14 protein-coding genes and 1 pseudogene are annotated in these 17,736 nt (G+C 72.2%); 5 read left to right on the forward strand and 10 right to left on the reverse strand.

From position 1 onward, the window contains the following. Nucleotides 1-283: 283 nt before the first annotated feature. A complete protein-coding gene (locus ACYF6T_RS41560; protein WP_107056436.1) occupies nucleotides 284-415 on the reverse strand; it encodes a hypothetical protein in 132 nt (43 codons plus the stop codon). A 362-nt stretch (nucleotides 416-777) separates the two neighbouring features. Here ACYF6T_RS41560 and ACYF6T_RS41565 point away from each other — a divergent pair, with 362 nt between their 5' ends. Then, nucleotides 778-1,716, forward strand: a complete 939-nt coding sequence (locus ACYF6T_RS41565; RefSeq protein WP_461703165.1) for an NADP-dependent oxidoreductase — start codon at nucleotides 778-780, stop codon at nucleotides 1,714-1,716. Nucleotides 1,717-1,768: 52 nt separating this feature from the next. Beyond that, the gene (locus tag ACYF6T_RS41570; protein ID WP_461703166.1) at nucleotides 1,769-1,975 is read left to right on the forward strand and encodes a DUF5988 family protein; all 207 of its coding nucleotides are present in this window, start codon (nucleotides 1,769-1,771) and stop codon (nucleotides 1,973-1,975) included. Between the two features lie 486 nt (nucleotides 1,976-2,461). Here ACYF6T_RS41570 and ACYF6T_RS41575 read toward each other — a convergent pair whose 3' ends face one another. The 3 genes from ACYF6T_RS41575 to ACYF6T_RS41585 all read right to left on the reverse strand — a co-directional run bounded on the left by ACYF6T_RS41575 (nucleotide 2,462) and on the right by ACYF6T_RS41585 (nucleotide 5,988). Further along, nucleotides 2,462-3,310 (reverse strand): alpha/beta fold hydrolase, encoded by an 849-nt coding sequence (locus ACYF6T_RS41575; protein ID WP_461703167.1) that lies wholly within the window; start codon nucleotides 3,308-3,310, stop codon nucleotides 2,462-2,464. 79 nt (nucleotides 3,311-3,389) lie between these two features. After that, nucleotides 3,390-5,021: an L-glutamate gamma-semialdehyde dehydrogenase gene (pruA, locus tag ACYF6T_RS41580; RefSeq protein WP_461703168.1), complete on the reverse strand. Its 1,632-nt coding sequence runs from the start codon at nucleotides 5,019-5,021 to the stop codon at nucleotides 3,390-3,392. Nucleotides 5,022-5,061: 40 nt separating this feature from the next. Continuing rightward, nucleotides 5,062-5,988 (reverse strand): proline dehydrogenase family protein, encoded by a 927-nt coding sequence (locus ACYF6T_RS41585; protein ID WP_461703169.1) that lies wholly within the window; start codon nucleotides 5,986-5,988, stop codon nucleotides 5,062-5,064. A gap of 128 nt (nucleotides 5,989-6,116) precedes the next feature. On the opposite strand from ACYF6T_RS41585, the gene ACYF6T_RS41590 reads away from it, so the two are divergent. Continuing rightward, the gene (locus tag ACYF6T_RS41590) at nucleotides 6,117-7,322 is read left to right on the forward strand and encodes a PucR family transcriptional regulator (protein WP_461703170.1); all 1,206 of its coding nucleotides are present in this window, start codon (nucleotides 6,117-6,119) and stop codon (nucleotides 7,320-7,322) included. A 14-nt stretch (nucleotides 7,323-7,336) separates the two neighbouring features. Here the strand turns inward: ACYF6T_RS41590 and pdxR are convergent, their stop codons facing one another. Continuing rightward, the gene (gene pdxR / locus ACYF6T_RS41595; RefSeq protein ID WP_461703171.1) at nucleotides 7,337-8,737 is read right to left on the reverse strand and encodes a MocR-like pyridoxine biosynthesis transcription factor PdxR; all 1,401 of its coding nucleotides are present in this window, start codon (nucleotides 8,735-8,737) and stop codon (nucleotides 7,337-7,339) included. A 47-nt stretch (nucleotides 8,738-8,784) separates the two neighbouring features. Here pdxR and ACYF6T_RS41600 point away from each other — a divergent pair, with 47 nt between their 5' ends. Beyond that, nucleotides 8,785-10,071: an MFS transporter gene (locus ACYF6T_RS41600; RefSeq protein ID WP_461703172.1), complete on the forward strand. Its 1,287-nt coding sequence runs from the start codon at nucleotides 8,785-8,787 to the stop codon at nucleotides 10,069-10,071. On the opposite strand, the gene ACYF6T_RS41605 is transcribed toward ACYF6T_RS41600, so the two are convergent. Next, nucleotides 10,052-10,630, reverse strand: coding sequence for a TetR/AcrR family transcriptional regulator (locus tag ACYF6T_RS41605; protein WP_461703173.1), 579 nt, complete (start codon nucleotides 10,628-10,630; stop codon nucleotides 10,052-10,054). The two genes, ACYF6T_RS41600 and ACYF6T_RS41605, sit on opposite strands and share 20 nt — an antisense overlap. Before the next feature lie 137 nt (nucleotides 10,631-10,767). On the opposite strand from ACYF6T_RS41605, the pseudogene ACYF6T_RS41610 reads away from it, so the two are divergent. Next, nucleotides 10,768-12,255 (forward strand): annotated as a pseudogene (locus ACYF6T_RS41610) (MFS transporter); the annotation flags it as partial. A gap of 25 nt (nucleotides 12,256-12,280) precedes the next feature. Here the strand turns inward: ACYF6T_RS41610 and serA are convergent. The 4 genes from serA to ACYF6T_RS41630 form a co-directional block, all read right to left on the reverse strand. Next, a complete protein-coding gene (gene serA / locus ACYF6T_RS41615) occupies nucleotides 12,281-13,870 on the reverse strand; it encodes a phosphoglycerate dehydrogenase (RefSeq protein WP_461703174.1) in 1,590 nt (529 codons plus the stop codon). 329 nt (nucleotides 13,871-14,199) lie between these two features. Then, entirely contained in the window at nucleotides 14,200-15,198 is a 999-nt protein-coding gene (gene ilvC, locus ACYF6T_RS41620; RefSeq protein WP_461703175.1) for a ketol-acid reductoisomerase, read from the reverse strand. A gap of 126 nt (nucleotides 15,199-15,324) precedes the next feature. Next, nucleotides 15,325-15,849: an acetolactate synthase small subunit gene (gene ilvN / locus ACYF6T_RS41625; protein ID WP_404252898.1), complete on the reverse strand. Its 525-nt coding sequence runs from the start codon at nucleotides 15,847-15,849 to the stop codon at nucleotides 15,325-15,327. Between the two features lie 21 nt (nucleotides 15,850-15,870). Further along, nucleotides 15,871-17,718: an acetolactate synthase large subunit gene (locus ACYF6T_RS41630; protein ID WP_461703176.1), complete on the reverse strand. Its 1,848-nt coding sequence runs from the start codon at nucleotides 17,716-17,718 to the stop codon at nucleotides 15,871-15,873. Between the last annotated feature and the right edge of the window lie 18 nt (nucleotides 17,719-17,736).

A 17,736-nucleotide genomic window follows, 5' to 3' on the forward strand; every position in this document is an offset into this window, starting at 1 on the left:
GCAAGCGAGGGGAGCGCGCCGGGGGGAGGTCGCTGAGCGGTGGTGGGCTCAGCGTCAGCCGACGCGCGGTCCCAGTAAGAGAATTCGGGTGCGCATGGCACTGACCCGCCCCCCGCCCGGGCGGCAGGGCGGCGCCCCGGCGGGCGGGGGGCGCGGGTCTCAACCCGGGGGGGGGGGGGGGGGGGGGGCCCCCCCCCCCCCCCACCTCGTGCGGGTCCCTCCCGCTCGAGCGAAGTCGAGAGTGGGGAGGGTGCGGCTCCCGGCGTGTCAGAGATATTGCCGTTCAGTGCCCGGTCGAACCGCCGTTGTCCCGGCGGTCCAGGGCGCGCTGGAGGGCGGCTGCGGCGTTCTTGCGGTCGGACTCGCTCGTACGGGAGATGTGACGGACTCGGCGGCGTGCGGTCGTCTCGGCCATGGGGAAATCGACTCCTTCGGCATCCGGGAGTGCGGAACGGGGTTACGAGACGCCGGATGGGGCGGGGAGCGGTGCCGCAGGGGTTGCCTGCACGGGGCCCGGCTCACGACCGCCATTCGCTGGGTCGAGCGAGACGTTCGGCTCCTACAAAAGTAGGCGAGGACTCCGGGTCTGTCTCCACAATTACTCGGACTTCCTACTATCTGAGACGGAGGGTTGGGTCACAGGCTTTTGAGCTGGGCTTTCTTCCGGGGGCGGTCGGCAGTCGCCGGCCCGTCCGGCGTTCGCGGCATCGTGGGGTGCCCAAGGGCGCCCGGCGGCGGCACGATGGTCGGGAGGGACCGATGCCCGAGGGAGGCGCGATGACGGCGTACGTCGTGACGCAGCGCCGGTTCGGCGGCCCGGAGGTGCTGGAGATCGAGGAGCGCCCCCGCCCCGTCCCCGGTCCGGGCGAGGTCCTCGTACGGGTACGCGCCGCCGGGATCGACCCGGCCGACCTCCTGGCCCGTTCGGGAGCAGCCGCCGCTTCCCGGTACGGCCGACCGCCGTTCACCCTCGGCCAGGACGTCTCCGGCACCGTCGAGTCCACCGGCCCCCACGCCTCCCGCTTCCACCCCGGCGACGACGTCTTCGGCCGCATCGACACCGGCGCCTACGCCACCCACGTCACCGCCCCCGTCGACCACCTCGCCCGCAAACCCGCCTCCCTGGACCACCTCCACGCGGCCGCCGCCCCCACCGCGGCCCTCACCGCCTGGCAGGCCCTGATCGACATCGCCCGCGTCGGCCCCGCCACCCGTGTGCTGATCCACGCCGCGGCCGGCGGCGTCGGCCACATCGCCGTCCAGCTCGCGAAGGCGGAGGGCGCCCGCGTCGTCGCCACCGCTCCGGCCGCCCACCACGCCTTCCTGTCCGCCCTCGGCGCCGACGAGCTCCTCGACCCCGCCACCACCGACTTCGCCGCCGCCGTCCACGGCGTCGACGTCGCCCTCGACCTGGTCGGCGGCGCCCACGGCCCCCGCACCCTCGGCACCCTCCGCCCGAACGGCCTCCTGGTCTGCGCCGTCCCCGCCGACCTGGGGCTGTCCCCGGAGGACGTGGAGGCCCGCGGCATGCGCTTCGCCGTCGTCGAGCCCGAGCCCTCCCCCGAGCGTCTGACGAAGATCGCCGAGCTCCTCGCGACCGGCCGGATCCGCGTCCACGTCGCGGCGGCCTTCCCCCTGACCGAGGTGGCGAAGGCCCACGAGGCCGGCGAGTCCGGGCAGGCGCCGGGCCGGCTCGTGCTGGCCCTGCCCGACTGACGCCGCCCGGCTAACCTGGAAGCGGTCCCCCTGCGAAGGGAACGGTGAGGTCATGACCGACACGACCAGGGCACTCCTCGAAGGCGGCCCGCGCGATCTGCCCGAACGCATCGTCCCGGTCCCGGTCCCCGGCGACGACGTGAAGATCGAACTCCGCAACGGCTACGAGCACTTCAGGCCGACCACCCGCCAGGCGGACACGCCCGAGGGCGCGCTGCCCGTGTACGAGTGGTGGGAACGCACGGAAATGCCCGGCTAACCCTCCCGACCGACCCCCTCAGGCCAACACCACGACAACCACCCCCCGAAACCCCTCCCGGGCCCCGGCGGAAACGCACGCACATGCCCGGCCAACCCTCCCGACCCACCCACTCAGGCCAACACCACGACGACCACCTCCCGGAACCCCTTCGGGTCCAGGTAGGACCGCACGCACATGACCGATCACCCCCCGACCCACCCACTCAAGCCAGCACCACAACAACCGCCCCCCGAAACCCCTCCCGGGCCCCGGCGGAAACGCACGCACATGCCCGGCCAACCCTCCCGACCGCCCCCCTCAGGCCAGCACCACGACGACCACCTCCCGGAACCCCTTCGGGTCCTGGCAGGACCGCACGCACATGACCGATCGCCCCCCGACCCACCCACTCAAGCCAGCACCACGACAACCGCCCCCCGAAACCCCTCCCGGCCCCGGCGGAAACGCACGCACACGCCCGGCCAACCCTCCCGACCCACCCGGTCAGGGCAGTACCGCGGCGACCGCCGCCCGGAAGCCCTTGGGGTCCTCCGTCCACGGCATGTGACCCGCCTCCGGCAGCACCACCCGCCGCACCCGCGGCAGCGCCCGTTCCAGCGAGTCCACCGCCGACCGCGGCCGGATGTCGCGGGCGCCGTCGACGATCAGCACGGGCAGGCCGAGTTCCCGGCAGGCGCCGTGCAGTTCGGGCGTGCCCCACGCCCGCTTCCGCTCGGCGTTGAGGGCCTTGCCGCACTCGGAGTTGATCCCGAACCACGGCTCGGCCATCCGCCGGGCGTACTCCAGGGCTCGCGCGCGGTCGTCGAACTCCGCCGTCCACTGGAGCACGGCCCGCTCCCGCTCCTCCTCGTCGGAGAGCTCCCGCCGCTGCGTCAACTCCCGCCAGCGGGCGAGGTGTTCAGGTGTCTCACCGAGCCGGTCGAGCAGGTTCTCCCGGTAGGCGGGATGCCAGTCGGCGTCCGGCCCGATGCCGGTCCCGCTCACGTACACCAGCGCGCTCACCCGCTCCGGGTGCGCGAGCGCGTAGCCCAACGCCAGTTGCGCGCCCCAGGAATGGCCCAGCAGCGCGGTGCGGGCGAAGCCGAAGTGCGCGCGGACGGCGTCCAGATCGGCGACGAAGCGGGCGCTGGTCCACGGTCCCGCGCACCGCTCCGAGCGCCCGCACCCGCGCTGGTCCCAGCGCACGACCGTGGCCCGGTCGCCGAGCAGGTCCGCCACGTCCCCCAGCGTGTCCCACAGTCCCGGCCCACCGTGGCACAGCACGAGCGGTTCGCCCCGGCCCGACCGGCTCGCCCACAGCCGTACCCCGTCGTCCGCGACCACCGTCTCCATGGCCCCAGTGTGCCCCCGCGGGCAGCCGAACGGGCCAAGTCCGCCTCGGACTTGGCCCGTTGTGTACCCGTGGCGGGGGTCAGCCCATGTGCGGGTAGCCGTACTCGGTCGGCGGGACCAGCGTCTCCTTGATGGCGCGGGTCAGGGTCCAGCGCAGCAGGTTCTGCGGGGCGCCGGCCTTGTCGTTGGTGCCGGAGGCGCGGCCGCCGCCGAAGGGCTGCTGGCCGACGACGGCGCCGGTCGACTTGTCGTTGATGTAGAAGTTGCCGGCCGCGTAGCGCAGCTTCTCCATCGTGTACGCCGCCGCCGCGCGGTCGCCCGCGATGACCGAGCCCGTCAGGGCGTAGTCGGACACCGACTCCATCTGGGTCAGCATCTCCTCGTACCGGTCGTCCTCGTAGACGTACACGGCGAGGAACGGCCCGAAGTACTCGGTGCGGAAGACCTCGTTGCCGGGGTCGGTGCACTCCACGACGGTCGGCCGGACGAAGTAGCCGACCGAGTCGTCGTAGGTTCCGCCCGCGACGATCGTGCAGGTGGGGTCGGACTTCGCACGGTCGATGGCCGCCTTGCTCTTGGCGAAGGCACGCTCGTCGATGACGGCGCCCATGAAGTGGGACAGGTCGGTGACGTCGCCCATCGACAGCCCGTCGACCTCGGCGGCGAACTCCTCCCGGAAGCCGGAGTTCCAGATGGACGCCGGGATGTAGGCGCGGGAGGTGGCGCTGCACTTCTGGCCCTGGTACTCGAAGGCACCGCGGGTCAGCGCCGTCCTGAGCACCGCCCGGTCGGCACTGGGGTGGGCGACCAGGAAGTCCTTGCCGCCGGTCTCGCCGACCAGGCGCGGGTAGGAGCGGTACTTCTCGATGTTGTTGCCGACCGTCTTCCACAGGTACTGGAAGGTCCTGGTCGAGCCGGTGAAGTGGATGCCGGCGAGGTCGCGGTGTTCCAGGGCGACCTTGGAGACCTCGATGCCGTCGCCGGTGACGAGGTTGATGACGCCCTTGGGCAGGCCCGCCTCCTCCAGCAGCTGCATCAGCAGCACGGCGGCGTGGGTCTGGGTCGGGGACGGCTTCCACACCACGACGTTGCCCATGAGGGCGGGGGCGGTGGGCAGGTTGCCCGCGATGGCGCTGAAGTTGAACGGCGTGATCGCGTAGACGAAGCCCTCCAGCGGGCGGTGGTCGAGGCGGTTCCAGACGCCCGGGGAGTTGGCCGGGGGCTGCTCGGCGAGGATCTGGCGGGCGTAGTGGACGTTGAAGCGCCAGAAGTCGACCAGTTCGCAGGGGGTGTCGATCTCGGCCTGCTGGACGGTCTTGGACTGGCCGAGCATGGTGGAGGCGGCGAGGGTCTCGCGCCAGGGCCCGGCGAGGAGTTCGGCGGCGCGCAGGATGATCGCGGCGCGGTCGTCGAAGGACATCGCGCGCCAGGCGGGCGCGGCGGCGAGGGCCGCGTCGATGGCGTCGCGGGCGTCCTGCTGCGTGGCGTTGCGCAGGGTGCCGAGGACCGCCTTGTGGTTGTGCGGCTGGACCACCTGGAAGGGCTCGCCGCCACCCATGCGCTTCTCGCCGCCGATGGTCATCGGCAGGTCGACCGGGTTCTCGGCCAGCTCCTTCAGCCTGGCCTCCAGCCGGGCGCGCTCGGGCGAGCCGGGGGCGTAGCCGTGCACCGGCTCGTTGACGGGGGTGGGGACCTGGGTCACAGCGTCCATGGGTTCCGTAACTCCTTGTACGTGAGCGGGTGTCGCGGGGTCAGCCGGTGCCGACCAGGCTGCGCGCGAAGAACCGGAGGTTCGCCGGCTTCTCCGCGAGCCTTCTCATGAAGTAGCCGTACCAGTCGGTGCCGTAGGCGGTGTAGACGCGCATGCGGTGGCCCTCGGCGGCGAGGCGCAGGTGTTCGTCGCCGCGGATGCCGTACAGCATCTGGAACTCGTACTCGTCGGGCTTGCGGCCGGCGCGGTGGGCGAGTTCCTGGGCGATGGCGATCAGACGCGGGTCGTGGGAGCCGATCATCGGGTACCCCTCGCCCTCCATGAGGATCTTCAGGATCCGCACGTACGCCTTGTCGATCTCGTGCTTCTGCTGGTACGCGACCTCGGCGGGCTCCTTGTACGCGCCCTTGACCAGCCGCACGCGGCTGCCGGCCGCGGCCAGGCGGCGGGCGTCGGCCTCGGTGCGGAAGAGGTAGGCCTGGATGACGCAGCCGGTCTGCGGGAAGTCCTTCCGCAGCTCCTCGTGGATGGCGGACATCGAGTCGAGGGTGGTGTGGTCCTCGGCGTCGAGCGTGACGGTCGTACCGATGGCGGCGGCGGCCTCGACGACGGGCCGCACGTTCGCGAGCGCCAGTTCGTGGCCGCCGGGGAGCGCCTGGCCGAACATCGACAGCTTGACGGACATCTCCACGCGCGGGCCGAGTTCGAGGTCCTTCAGCCGGTCGACGAGTTCCAGGTACGCGTCGCGGGCGGCGGCCGCCTGTTCCGGGCGGGTGATGTCCTCGCCGACCACGTCCATGGTCAGCTCCAGACCCCGGTCCGTGAGCTCCCGGATGATCGGCACGACGTCGTCGACACTCTCGCCGGGGATGAAGCGGTCGACGACCTGCTTGGTCACCGGGGCCGCCGAGATCAGGCGTCGCATCCGGTCGCTGCGCGACGCGGCGAGAATCACGGGACCCAGCACGGGGCACCTCCACAAACCAGCAGATAGAACCACCGTGAAACCTAAGGATCCCTCCGATCGTCGGCCATCGACAGCTGTCACGCATCCGTGCCGCGGATCTCAGACAGATGTATGAAGCGGGGGCCGGAATGCGGCAGAATGCCCGGGTGACACCGGAACACAGGGGTGATTTCCAGGAGCTGGTCGACGAGATCTCCGAGCTGCTCGGCGCGCCGGCGACGCTGGAGAACCGGGACTTCGAGCTGATCGCGTTCGGCGCGTACGACGACGAGCGCGACCTCGACGCCTCGGCGCTGGACCCCGTACGCACCCGCTCGATCCTCACCCGGCGCTCGACGGCCGCCGTCCGCGCCTGGTTCGAGGGCTTCGGCATCACCCGGGCGACGGGCCCGGTCCGCATCCCGCCGACGCCCGAGGCGGGCGTGTACCGGGGGCGGATCTGCCTGCCGGTGCGCCACCGGGGTGTCGTCCTCGGCTACGTGTGGCTGCTGGACTTCGAACCGGGGCCGACGCAGCGGCAGCTGGCCGCGGCCATGGAGGTGACGGTCCGCATCGGCGAGCTGCTCGCGGACGAGGTCCAGCACGGCGCGGATCTGAGCCGGGAGCTGCGGGCGGTGCTGGTGGCCGAGCGGGACTGGCAGCGGGACATGGCCATCGCGGAGCTGCGCACGGCCCTGGGCTCGCGCGCGGACGCCCCGCACACGGTGGTGTGCGTGGCGCCGTGGCCGTCCGCCGACCCGGACGACGCCCCCTCGGTGCGTACGGTGCCGGGGGCGACGGCGTTGTGCACGGTCCCCTGGGGCACGGCGGCGCAGTCGCTCGCCCTGCTGGTCCGGCTGCGCTCGGCGGGGGTGCCGGCACCGGCGACGTCGGCGGCGGCGCGGCTGCTGGAGCGGGCGCGGCTGCTGGGCGGGACGGGCCCGGCGCCGGCGGCCGGGATCGCCGCCGCGCGCACCGGGCTGGCGGAGCTGGGGGCGGCCTGGCGGGAGGCGTCGGCGGCGGCGCGGGCGGCGCTCGCGGAGCCGCGGCTCGGGCCGGTCGCCGACTGGGCGCACATCGGCCCCTACCGCCTGCTCACCGCGCTGCCCCCGGACTCCGCCCACGACCCCGCCGTGACCGCCCTCCTCTCCCCCGCCCACCGGGAACTCGCCCACACGGCCGAGACCTACCTCGACTGTGCGGGCCAGGCCACCCGCACCGCCACCGAGCTGGGCATCCACCGCCAGACCCTCTACTACCGCCTCTCCCGCGTCGAACAGCTCACCGGCCTGGACCTGGACGACGGCGAGCACAGGCTGCTGCTGCACATGGCGCTGAAGGGGGCGCGGCTGTAGACCCACCTGCTCCGTCAGAGGAGGTCGGCCACGGCCGCGACGCCCTCCTCGATCGAACGGTCCGTCACGTTGCCGAAGCCGAGGACCAGTTGGGGCGGGGTGGTGGCTCCGCGGGAGCGGCAGGCGCTCATGCCGTACAGGCCCACCCCGCGGGCGCGGGCGGCGTGGATCAGGCCGGGTTCGTCGGCTGTCGCGGGCAGGTGGGCGACCGCGTGGAAGCCCGCCGCCAGGCCCGACAGGCGCACCGAGGGGGCGTGCCGGGCGAGGGCCGAGACGAGTGCGGTACGGCGGTCGGCGTAGACGGTGCGCATGCGGCGCAGGTGGCGGTCGTAGCGGCCGGACTCGATCAGGCGGGCGAGGGCCAGCTGGTCGAGGGTGGGTGAGCCGCGGTCGGCGACGCGTTTGAGGTCGGTGATCGCGTCGAGGAGCGCCGGCGGGGTCAGCAGCCAGCCCAGGCGCAGGGCGGGGGCGAGCGACTTGCTGACGGTGCCGATGGAGATCACGCGGTCGGCGGCGAGCCCCTGGAGGGTGCCCACCGGTTCGCGGTCGTAGCGGAACTCTGCGTCGTAGTCGTCCTCGATGACGTACGCGTCCCGGTCGGCCGCCCACGCGACCAGGGCGTGGCGGCGGTCGGGCGCCAGGACGACGCCCGTCGGCCACTGGTGGGCCGGGGTCACGATCACCGCGCGGGCGCCGGTCGCCGCCAGCGCCCCCACGTCGACGCCGTCCTCGTCGACCGGCACGGGTACGGCCGTCAGGCCCGCCGCCTCGGCGGCCGCCGTCGCGGTGGCCGGGCCGCCCGGGTCCTCGTACGCCACGGTCCGCACCCCGGCGCGGGCGAGGGCGCGCAGGGTCAGGCTCAGGCCCTGCGCGTATCCGGAGCAGACGACGGTCCGGGACGGATCCGCCGCCGCGCCGCGCACCCGGCGCAGATACCCGGCGACCACCTCGCGCAGCGCCGAACTGCCGCGCGGGTCGCCGTAGTCGAGCTCCGCGGTCGGCATCGCCCGGGCCGCCTCCCGGGTCGCCCACAGCCAGTCGGCGACCGGGAAGGAGCCGAGGTCGGGGACGCCGTGCCGGAAGTCGGCGATCAGACGGGGGTGTTGCGGCGGGCGGTAAGCCGCCGGGGCGGTCGGGACGGACGCGCAGGGGGCGACGCGGGTGGCCGAGCCGACGCGGGTGACGAGGTAGCCCTCGGCCCGGAGCTGGGCGTAGCAGTCCTGCACGAGACCGCGGGACAGGCCCAGGGTGCGGGCCAACTCGCGGGAGGACGGCAGCCGTTCGCCCGCCTGGAGACGGCCCGAGCGGATCGCGTCCCGCAACTGCCGCTCCAGCTGGGCGCACAGCCGCTCCCCGTCCGTCCGGTCGACGGTCAGCAGGAGTCCGGGCGACAGACCGGCCCACTCAAGCGGCATGGAATTGGAGCTTAGCGGGAGGCCGGTGGGCTTCTAGCGTCATCGGCATGACGCAGAAGAACCAGAGGAACGACAAGAGCGGGACATCCGGCCCGGGCGACGCGGCCACGGCTGCGGTCCCGCCGGCCACCGCCCGGCCGCCCCTGCTCAACCGGGCGCTGATGCTGCGGTTCGTGAGCCTGGTCGGGGCGAGTCTCAGCTTCTTCCTGCTGCTGTCGGTGGTCCCCGCCTACGCGGCCGAGGCGGGCGGCGGTCATGCCGCGGGGCTCGCCACCGGCGCCCTGATGCTCTCCACGGTCCTCGGCGAACTGGTCACCCCCCGGCTCGTCGCCCGCCACGGCTACCGGGTGGTCCTGATGGCCGGGCTGTTCCTGCTCGGCGCCCCGGCCCTGGCGCTGACGCTCTCGCACCACCCGGCGTGGATCGTGGCGGTGTGCCTGGCCCGCGGCCTCGGCTTCGCCCTCACGATCGTCGCCGGCGGCGCCCTGACCGCGTCCCTGATCCCGTCCGAACGCCGGGGCGAGGGGCTGGCGGTGGTGGGCGTGGTCTCCGGCGTCCCCTCCCTGATCGCCCTGCCCGCCGGCCTGTGGCTGGCCTCCCACGCGGGCTACGGCACGGTCGCGGTGACCGGCGGCGCGGCGGCGCTGGCGGCGATCGCGTCGGTACCGGGGCTGCCGGAGGGGCCGAAGCGGGGGGCGCGGGGCGGGCGGCCGGAGGCCCGGGCCGATGGTCCGCAGCAGCCGCTCGGTGTCCTGCGCGGGCTGCGCACGCCCTCGCTCCTGCGCCCCGTCGTCGTCTTCGCCACCACCGCCACGGCCGCCGGAATCCTGGTGACCTTCCTGCCGTTGGCGGTGCCGGCGGCGTCGGCCGGGGCCGTCACGGTGGCGCTGTTCGTGCAGCCCGCGGCGGCGACCCTGGCCCGCTGGGCGGCCGGACGGCACGGCGACCGGCACGGCAGCGCCCGGCTGGTCCTGCCCGGGCTGCTGCTGTCGGCCGCGGGCGTCCTCCTGCTCGCCGCGACCGGGAGCGCGGCGGCCGTGATCGCGGGGGCGGCCCTGTTCGGCACCGGTTTCGGCATCACCCAGAACGCCACGCTGGCGCTGATGTACACCCGGGTGCCCGCCTCCTCGTACGGCACGGTCAGCGCGCTGTGGAACCTCGCGTACGACGGTGGCATGGGCGTCGGCGCGGCGGGCTTCGGCCTGCTGGCCGGACCGGTCGGCTACCCGTGGGCCTTCGCCGTGACCGCGCTGCTGATGCCGGCCGCACTGGCTCCGGCGCTGCGGGACCTGCGCGGGACGGGCGACGGCCGGGTCAGTTCCGCGCGCGCGTGACGCCCTCGACGATCTGCCGGAGCCCCTCGGTGAGGGTGTCCGCGTCGGGCGCCGTCCTCGGGTCGAAGGTCCACTGCGAGATGAGCCCCGACATCAGGGTCATGTAGAACCGGCCGAGGGTGTCGGCGGTCTCGTCCGGCACCTCCTCCTCCGGCACCCCGGTCATCAGCGAGACCAGCCCCCGGCCGCCCTCGCGCTGCGCGCGCGACAACTGGTCGCGCACGTCGGGCAGTTGGTCGCCCATCGTGACGATCTCCAGGCTCAGCCGCCACAGTGACCCGGGCCGCCGCATCGAGTCGACGACGTTCGCCCACACCGCGTGGAAACGCTCCAGCGACCCGGGCGCGCCGCCGAGCCCGGCGTCCCCCTCGAAGGACATCTCCTCCACCAGCGCGAGGTACGCCTGCGCCAGCAGCGCGTCCTTCGAGCCGTAGTGGTAGCCGATCGACGCGAGGTTGGTCCCCGACTCCCTGACGATGTCCCGCGCGGTCGTGCGCAGGAACCCCTTCTCCAGCAGGCAGCGCTTGGCGCCTTCGAGCAGATCCTCACGGTGTCCCATACCGGACCACCCTACCCCGGATCCATACACCCGTCCTATACGTACGACTTATACGCGCGACTCATACAGGTGACTTACACAAGTGACTTAGACAAGCGTTCTAGACAATCGTTTAGGACGCCCGTACAGTCCCTGACATGACGAACACGACGAGCACCGCCACCACCCCGGCCCGCCCCCGCGCCGGCCGCCGCGAATGGACCGCGCTGGGCGTGCTGATGCTCCCGCTGCTGCTGGTCTCGATGGACGTCTCGGTCCTCTACTTCGCGATCCCGGCGATCAGCGCGGACCTGGAGCCGAGCGGCACCCAGCAGCTGTGGATCTTCGACATCTACGCGTTCGTACTGGCCGGCCTGCTGATGACGATGGGCTCGCTCGGCGACCGCGTCGGCCGCCGCCGGCTCCTGCTGCTGGGCGCCGCCGCCTTCGGCGCCGCCTCCCTCGTGGCGGCGTACGCCGACAGCGCCGAGACCCTGATCGCGGCCCGCGCGGTCCTCGGCATCGGCGGCGCGACCCTGATGCCCTCGACGATGGCGCTGATCCGCACGATGTTCACGGACCACGCCGAGCGCGCGAAGGCGATCGGGCTGTGGTCCGGCGTGATGACGGCCGGCATCGCGCTCGGCTCGGTGATGAGCGGTGTCCTCGTCCAGTACTTCTGGTGGGGCTCGGTCTTCCTGGTCAACCTGCCGGCGATGGCGCTGCTGCTGGTCCTCGGCCCGTTCCTGCTGCCGGAGTCACGCGACCCCGCCCCCGGCCGCTTCGACTGGCCGAGCGTCCCGCTCTCCATGGCGGCCGTGCTGCCCGTCGTCTACGGCCTCAAGGAGATCCCGTCCGAGGGCTGGCACGCGCAGTACGTCGTCTCGATCACCGTCGGCCTGCTCTTCGCGGCGGCCTTCGTCCACCGCCAGCGCACGGCCGACAGCCCGATGATCGACCCGGCCCTCTTCCGCGGCCACGGCTTCGCCCCCTCCGTGGTGCTCAACCTGCTCGCCACGTTCGGCATGATGGGCTCGGCCTTCTTCACCACGCAGTACCTGCAGTCGGTGCTCGGCAAGAGCGCGCTGGAGGCGGCCCTGTGGGCGCTGCTGCCCTCGGTGCCGATCGGCATGGCGGCCCCGCTGGCGACGGCCCTGGTGCGGAAGGGCGTCGACCGCGCGTACGTGGTCACCGCGGGCTTCGCGACCGCCGCGGCCGGCTACGCCCTCCTCGCCCTCGCGGACACCGACTCCCTCTGGCTCGTCCTGGTCGCCTGCGGCGTCCTCGCCTCCGGGATCGTCATGGTCGTCTCCCAGATCACCGACCTCGCGATGGGCGGCGCGCCGGTGCAGCGGGCGGGCTCGGCGGCGTCCCTGATGGAGACCGCGGCGGAGTTCGGCGGCGCGCTCGGGATGGCGGTCCTCGGCTCGGTCGGTACGGCGATCTACCGCCACGACATGCCGGGTTCGGCCCCGGACGTGGCCCGGGAAACCCTGGGCGGTGCGCTGGCGGTCGCCGACCGGGTGCCGGGACTGGCGGCGGCGGCACGGGAGGCGTTCACCAACGGCATGCAGGGCGCGGCGATCGCGGGCGCGCTACTGCTGGCGGGGGCGGCGGCGCTGGCGGCGAGGTCGCTGAGGGGAATTTGGACCCCCTTCTCGTCGTGGTGTCTCAGACCAGGTTCACGGACCGGGCGAACGTCGCGCCGATCTCCGCCTCGACCTCGGCCAGAACCCCGGCGGGAACCGTGTCGTCCACGGTCAGCACGGCCAGCGCCTCGCCGCCCGCGACCGCGCGGGAGACCTGCATGCCGGCGATGTTGATCCCGGACTCGCCGAAGATGCGGCCCACCGTGCCGACGACGCCGGGACGGTCCTCGTAGCGCAGCACCACCATGTGGTCGGCGAGGGCGAGGTCCACGTCGTACTCGCCGACGGCGACGATCTTCTGCAGGTGCTTGGGGCCGGCCAGCGTGCCGGAGACCGAGACCTCCTCGCCGCTGCCGAGCGTGCCGCGGACGGTGACGACGTTGCGGTGGTCGGTCGCCTCCGAGCTGGTCGTCAGCCGCACCTCGACGCCGCGCTCCTGGGCGAACAGCGGGGCGTTGACGTACGACACCGTCTCGTCGACGACGTCCTCGAAGACGCCCTTGAGCGCGGACAGCTCCAGCACCTTCACGTCGTGCTGGGTGATCTCGCCGTACACCTCGACGTCGAGGCGGACCGCGACCTCGCCCGCGAGCGCGGTGAAGATGCGGCCGAGGCGCTCGGCGAGCGGCAGGCCCGGCTTGACGTCCTCGGCGATGACACCGCCCTGGACGTTCACCGCGTCCGGGACCAGCTCACCGGCGAGGGCGAGCCGCACGGACTTGGCGACGGCGATACCGGCCTTCTCCTGGGCCTCGTCGGTGGAGGCGCCGAGGTGCGGGGTGCAGACGACCTGGTCGAACTCGAACAGGGGCGAGTCGGTGCAGGGCTCCTTGGCGTACACGTCGAGGCCGGCGCCGGCGACCCGGCCCTCCTTGAGCGCCGAGTACAGCGCCTCCTCGTCGACGATCCCGCCGCGCGCGGCGTTGACGATGCGCACGCTCGGCTTGACCTTGCGCAGGGCCTCGTCGCCGATCAGGCCGAGGGTCTCGGGGGTCTTGGGGAGGTGGACGGTGATGAAGTCGGAGACCTCGAGCAGCTCGTCCAGCGACAGCACCTTGACGCCCATCTGGGCAGCGCGCGCGGGCTGGATGTAGGGGTCGTAGGCGACGACCTTCATCCCGAAGGCGGACATGCGCTGGGCGACGAGCGCGCCGATGCGGCCCAGACCCACGACACCGAGGGTCTTCTCGGCGAGCTCCACGCCCGTGTACTTGCTGCGCTTCCACTCGCCGTTCTTCAGCGCGGCGTTGGCCTGCGGGATGTGGCGGGCGGTGGCGATGAGCAGACCGCAGGCCAGCTCGGCGGCGGTCACGATGTTCGAGGTGGGGGCGTTGACGACCATCACGCCGGCCTTGGTGGCGGCGGAGACGTCGACGTTGTCCAGGCCGACGCCGGCTCGTGCGACGACCTTCAGCTTGTGCGCGGCGGCGATCGCCTCGGCGTCCACCTTGGTGGCCGAGCGGATCAGGATGGCGTCGACGTCGGCGATGGCCGGGAGCAGTTCGGCTCGGTCCGCTCCGTTGCAGTGCCGGATCTCGAAGTCCGGGCCAAGCGCGTCCACGGTGGCGGGCGACAGCTCTTCAGCGATGAGTACGACGGGTTTCGAGCTCACGTGAGTCCTCACAAGTCCAATGCGGACGGCCGTCCCGACGGCCGCAGGCGGTGGAGGGGAGCGACGCCGGGGAATGTCCGGTGCGCTCCTGCGTCGTTCGGTGCGTGCTCTCGCCGTGCCGGGCGGCGCAGGGGTGTGCCGGATACTTCTCGGGGTCGCTTAGCCGCGTGGAAGACGCACGACGCTGTGGGCCTGACGCGAATGTTGTGCGCCAGTGTAGTGGCGCGGCGAGGCTCGTCTTGCGCCTCTGCGGAAGGATCACCCGTCCGTGATGCGACGGGTTGGACAACGGGGCCGGAGCGGTGTGCTCCGGCCCCCTCGCCTGGGGCTTACGCCTCTTCGTTGACCCAGCTCATCAGCTTGCGCAGCTGCTTGCCCGTGGTCTCCAGCAGGTGCTCGGAGTCCTGCTGCTTGTACTCGTTGTACTTCTTCAGACCGCCGTGGTACTCGTCCATCCACGCCTGCGCGAAGGACCCGTCCTGGATCTCGGCCAGGACCTTCTTCATCTCCGCCTTGGTGGCGTCGGTGATGATCCGCGGACCGGTGACGTAGTCGCCCCACTCGGCCGTCTCGGAGATCGACCAGCGCATCTTCTCCAGGCCGCCCTCGTACATGAGGTCCACGATCAGCTTCAGCTCGTGCAGGCACTCGAAGTACGCGATCTCCGGCTGGTAGCCCGCCTCGGTCAGCGTCTCGAAACCGGCCTTGACCAGCGCCGTCGTGCCACCGCACAGCACGGCCTGCTCACCGAACAGGTCGGTCTCGGTCTCCTCGGTGAACGTCGTCTTGATGACACCCGCCCGGGTGCCGCCGATGCCCTTGGCGTACGACAGCGCCAGCGCGAACGCGTCGCCGGAGGCGTCCTGCTCGACCGCCGCGATACACGGAACGCCGCGGCCCTCCTCGTACTGCCGGCGCACCAGGTGGCCCGGGCCCTTCGGCGCGACCATGCACACGTCCACGCCGGCCGGGGGCTTGATGAAGCCGAAGCGGATGTTGAAGCCGTGACCGAAGAACAGCGCGTCGCCGTCGTTCAGGTTCGGGGCGATGGACTCCTCGTACACCTGCGCCTGGATCGGGTCCGGAACCAGGATCATGATGACGTCGGCCTCGGCGGCGGCCTGAGACGGCGTCACCACACGCAGGCCCTGCTCCTCGGCCTTCGCCTTGGACGTGGAGCCCTCGTGCAGACCGACACGGACGTCGACACCCGAGTCACGCAGCGACAGCGCGTGGGCGTGGCCCTGGCTGCCGTACCCGATGACCGCGACCTTGCGGCCCTGGATGATGGACAGGTCGGCGTCGGCGTCGTAGAACAGCTCGGCCACTTTGGGTTCTCTCCTTGGAGTGCTGGTGTTGCGTCCCACCGTATGACGGCGGGCGGAAGGGAGGTTTCGGGGTCTCGGTATACGGGCGGTCCCGGTGTACGGATGGCCGGAGCCGCCCGTACGGCCTCACGCGGACCGGTCGAGCGCGCGCAGCGAGCGGTCCGTGATCGAACGGGCGCCGCGGCCGATGGCGATCGTGCCGGACTGGACGAGCTCCTTGATGCCGTACGGCTCCAGCATCTTGAGCATCGCGGACAGCTTCTCGCTGCTGCCGGTGGCCTCGATGGTGACGGCCTCCGGGGAGACGTCGACGGTCTTGGCGCGGAACAGCTGGACGATCTCGACGATCTGGGAGCGCGTCTCGTTGTCGGCCTTCACCTTCACCAGAACGAGTTCGCGCTGAACGGCCTGCGAGGGTTCCAGCTCGACGATCTTCAGGACGTTGACGAGCTTGTTGAGCTGCTTCGTCACCTGCTCCAGCGGCAGGTCCTCGACACCCACGACGATGGTGATGCGGGAGATGTCGGGGTGCTCGGTGACGCCGACCGCGAGGGAGTCGATGTTGAAGCCGCGGCGCGAGAAGAGGGCGGCGATCCGGGCCAGGATGCCCGGGGTGTTCTCCACCAGGACGGAGAGCGTGTGCTTGGACATGGTCTTCTTCGTCTCTCTCGCTCAGTCGTCTTCGTTGTCGCCGAAGTCGGGGCGCACGTCCCGGGCGGCCATGATCTCGTCGTTGGAGGTGCCGGCGGCGACCATCGGCCACACCATCGCGTCCTCGTGGACGACGAAGTCGACGACGACCGGGCGGTCGTTGATGGCGTTCGCCTCCGCGATGACCTTGTCCAGGTCCTCCGGGGACTCGCAGCGCAGGCCCACGCAGCCCATGGCCTCCGACAGCTTCACGAAGTCCGGCACGCGCGTGCCGCGGGCCTCGGGGTTGACGTCGTCCGGGCCGCTGTGCAGGACGGTGTTGGAGTAGCGCTGGTTGTAGAAGAGGGTCTGCCACTGGCGGACCATCCCGAGGGCGCCGTTGTTGATGATGGCGACCTTGATCGGGATGTTGTTCAGGGCGCAGGTGGTCAGTTCCTGGTTGGTCATCTGGAAGCAGCCGTCGCCGTCGATCGCCCAGACGGTCTGCTGCGGCGCGCCGGCCTTGGCGCCCATCGCGGCCGGGACCGCGTAGCCCATCGTCCCGGCGCCGCCGGAGTTGAGCCAGGTGGCGGGCTTGTCGTAGGTGATGAAGTGCGCGGCCCACATCTGGTGCTGGCCGACGCCCGCCGCGAAGATCGTGCCCTCCGGGGCGAGTTGGCCGATGCGCTCGATGACCTGCTGCGGGGACAGGGAGCCGTCCTCGGGCTGGTCGTAGCCGAGCGGGTAGGTCTCGCGCCACCGGGACAGGTCCTTCCACCAGGCGCTGTAGTCGCCCCGGTGGCCCTCGCCGTGCTCCTTCTGCACGGCCTGGACGAGGTCGGCGATGACCTCGCGCGCGTCACCGACGATCGGCACGTCCGCGGCGCGGTTCTTGCCGATCTCCGCCGGGTCGATGTCGGCGTGGACGATCTTGGCGTACGGGGCGAAGCTGTCCAGCTTGCCGGTGACGCGGTCGTCGAAGCGGGCTCCGAGGGCGACGATCAGGTCGGCCTTCTGCAGCGCGGTGACGGCGGTGACCGCACCGTGCATGCCCGGCATTCCCACGTGCAGCGGGTGGCTGTCGGGGAACGCGCCGAGCGCCATCAGGGTGGTGGTGACGGGCGCTCCGGTGAGCTCGGCGAGGACCTTGAGCTCGGCGGTGGCGTGTGCCTTGAGGACACCGCCGCCGACGTAGAGGACGGGCCGCTTGGCGGAGGTGATGAGCTTGGCGGCCTCGCGGATCTGCTTGGCGTGCGGCTTGGTCACCGGGCGGTAGCCGGGCAGGTCCATCACCGGCGGCCAGGAGAAGGTGGTCTTCGCCTGGAGGGCGTCCTTGGCGATGTCGACCAGGACGGGGCCCGGGCGGCCGGTGGAGGCGATGTGGAACGCCTGCGCGATGACCCGCGGGATGTCCTCGGCCTTGGTGACCAGGAAGTTGTGCTTGGTGATCGGCATGGTGATGCCGACGATGTCCGCCTCCTGGAAGGCGTCCGTGCCGATCGAGGACGAGGCGACCTGGCCGGTGATCGCGACCATGGGCACCGAGTCCATGTGGGCGTCCGCGATCGGGGTGACCAGGTTGGTGGCGCCGGGGCCCGAGGTGGCCATGCAGACGCCGACCTTGCCGGTGGCCTGCGCGTAGCCGGTGGCCGCGTGGCCGGCGCCCTGCTCGTGACGGACCAGGACGTGGCGCACCCGCGTGGAGTCCATCAGCGGGTCGTACGCGGGAAGGATCGCACCGCCGGGAATGCCGAATACCGTGTCGGCCCCGACCTCCTCGAGAGAGCGGATGAGGGACTGCGCACCCGTGACGTGCTCGGGGGCGGACTGCTGTCCTCCGGATCGGGGCCGCGGCTGCGGATGGTGGGCCCCGGTGGCCTGCTCGGTCATCGGCATTCTCTTCTCGAT

The organism is Streptomyces sp. 7R007 (assembly GCF_054850255.1).